Origin of the sequence: Rahnella perminowiae (assembly GCF_019049695.1) — a bacterium.
Taxonomy (GTDB): Bacteria; Pseudomonadota; Gammaproteobacteria; order Enterobacterales; family Enterobacteriaceae; genus Rahnella; species Rahnella perminowiae.
On sequence record NZ_JAFMOT010000118.1, the window covers coordinates 1 to 2,608 of the forward strand.

Here is a 2,608-nt window from a genome sequence, read left to right on the forward strand (position 1 = left end):
AGTGAATTGCATTTCCATATTTATTTTTCGTCCATTGAGGTGAGTTTCACCGGTATGATAAGCAGCTAAAATAAACACCCACAACGAACAATAAATATAAACCCATAAAGATTGAGCTAAGTCATAAGAGATAAATCGCTTAGATTACCCGGTTCATTCATATAAAAAGATAAGAAAAAAAAGACCCATCATTACTAATAAGGGGTTATGGTAAATGTATATAAAATATTTATGGCACAAATACCCTTACAGGTTTCTTCATGTAAGATTACGTTCAACATTAAAATGCAGTCAGCACATAAAATAACACATGATAATTGATGGATATAAAATGAAAATTGTCGTAACTGTTCTGTCACTCGCTCTCATTTCTGGCACTACTTCGATTCTACACTGGATACGGATGACCTGAATCAGATCATTACGCTGTCATCTGAATCCTGTCCCGCTGAAAGCCAGGCATTATGCGGTAAACTTATCGCTGCTGCGTAAAATGCAGAGAAATAACATTAGTGATAAATCACAGGCGACAGAGGTATGATCTGCCGCCTGAATGCTAATTAGCTTTTATCTGTTATCCGCACGGTTCTTTTGATCAGCTTACCCTGCCGGTCATAATAACGGCTCGGCCAGACAGTGTACGGAGGTACACCGATTGCCTGAGAAATCAGGATCTCTCCTTTGGGCCAGGGTCTGGAAAGTGCATTAGAAAGCGTGGAAGAACTCAGCCCCGCAGCGCGTGATACCGCTGCCAGCGTGGTGCCTTTCTTGCGAAGTGCTGCAATGATGTCGGCGGGATGCCAGTCGTTGTTATGCATGGCTTTGCGCTCCTGCGTTGAGAATCACAGAAGGAGAAACAAAGGGTAAGAAAGTGGGATTATGAGATAAATTCATTTTCGAGATCCTAGAAGTAAGCAATTATCGCTACCACAGGAGCTGCGAAACTCGTTGGTGGTAGCCCAGACGGAGTTCGCAGTACCGGCCTTCTAGGACACCGGCCAGCCCGAGGGCTGCCCCGCCTGAGCCACCATTGATATGTAAATATAGCGCGTTGCCAATTTTACATAGGTGTGCAAAGGCTTTGACACACCCCACGCCAACGGCAAAGGGATGTATCTCCTAAAAGAGTCCGGGCTGCGAAACCCGGCTGCGGATTTTGCCGCAGCGGTGTAGATTATATCGGAAATCAGAAGGGCTAACCAAGTAAGTCGTTGAAGTTGCGAGGTAGGTTCCAGGTAGTTTTTATTAGCCTAAATAAGGGTCACCTTACCAATTACAGTCAGGGCAGATGTCATGCTCACCTAAAGCTACTGCCTATTTGAAAATCAAGATCTTCCCTGAAAAAATGCTTATTCAAAATAATCTCTATCGCTTTTACTTTTTCCTGCGTGAGATCGAAGCCCCCTAAACCAGCAACAAATCGTTATCATCAGATTCAACCCTTTCATAATCTTTGATATTCCGGGTAATTTTCCTTCGGAATATCAATTTTAAAACTAAGCACTAAGCAACTCATCCGCTCGATTGAATGCATCAGCTGTATAAATAATGGTTATTTATTTAGCACTGCATGTTAATCGCGTGAGCATTAGACTGAAGATACTGCACTTACCAACGGAGTTCAGCTGTAGGCAGAAATACAACCGATTTAACCATCTCATTAAGGTCGTAACGGATTTGCATACTGACTGGCATATGGAATCCATTGAGGTTAAAGAGATCGGCGCTGCCAATAGCTCTTTTCATCACCATCTTCGGACTCGTACTTTTACTTGGCTCTCCAAATTTTTCATGTATCCATAGCCGTGACATACTTTTCTTTAATCCGAAAGGTAATTCATTAGGAAAAAACCAATTTTTTATTTTGTCATGTTGAATCTTTAATGAGACTTCTTTCAGAACTCGCCCTTCACGTTTGAAGGATAAAAAGAGGCCTTCGTTTGCCATATCCAAATGAATAGTTGGTTCTCCAGATGTGGCCGCTGGTTTGGTTTTATAGGTAATAGTACCTGCATCAACTATTTGCTGATATGTTCGGCCTAAGCTACGAACAAGTACTTCAACGTTAACTGTCATTTATATAGTCCCTTATCTTCATTTAGCGTATGAATGTTAACTCTCGCTGATTCGAGTTGTTCATCCGATGCGCCATACCCTTCTAATACCGATTTGATCGCATCGAAATTTCTATCCGCAGCAGCTCGCAAGTCCATAGAATCCCGAAGTATTTGCGTTGGATTATTACGACCTCCGAAAGTTTCACTATTCTTCTGATGCACCTCTTTTGGAATTACAAGTGAAGCAACATCTTGTGCATAAAAGTTTATTTCTTGTTCAGTAAGCGAAGGCTCCAATCGTTTTAAATACTCTTTGACAGCCGCCGCAGACGGCATATGATCCGCCTCAAACTTCCCTTCTCTCGAACGCCGCTTAAAGTCACTGTATAATTCAACATCCAAAAACCTCACCGGCGGTTTACTCAGATAAATATAAACCGGCGGCATGCCGTGCGGCAGATTGACCAGGATGTAATCATCGAATGACTGTTCATCCGGGATCGGCAGCGAGGTTGACGTGCTGCCCAGTTCTTCCGCGCCGGGTAACGGTA

Annotated in this window: 3 protein-coding genes and 1 pseudogene; all 4 read right to left on the bottom strand. The window is 42.8% G+C overall.

Features of this window, described 5'->3' with window-relative positions; translation table 11 throughout:
* Window positions 1-560: 560 nt before the first annotated feature.
* Complete coding sequence (locus J1781_RS00650; RefSeq protein ID WP_217233047.1) at window positions 561-818, bottom strand: helix-turn-helix domain-containing protein; 258 nt, start codon at window positions 816-818, stop codon at window positions 561-563.
* 168 nt (window positions 819-986) lie between these two features.
* The gene (locus J1781_RS26445) at window positions 987-1,235 is read right to left on the bottom strand and encodes an ash family protein (protein WP_217137923.1); all 249 of its coding nucleotides are present in this window, start codon (window positions 1,233-1,235) and stop codon (window positions 987-989) included.
* 373 nt (window positions 1,236-1,608) lie between these two features.
* Window positions 1,609-2,076: a DUF6392 family protein gene (locus tag J1781_RS00660; protein WP_217233048.1), complete on the bottom strand. Its 468-nt coding sequence runs from the start codon at window positions 2,074-2,076 to the stop codon at window positions 1,609-1,611.
* A pseudogene (locus J1781_RS00665) lies at window positions 2,073-2,608 on the bottom strand (S-type pyocin domain-containing protein); the annotation flags it as partial. The pseudogene J1781_RS00665 and the gene J1781_RS00660, both read right to left, overlap by 4 nt.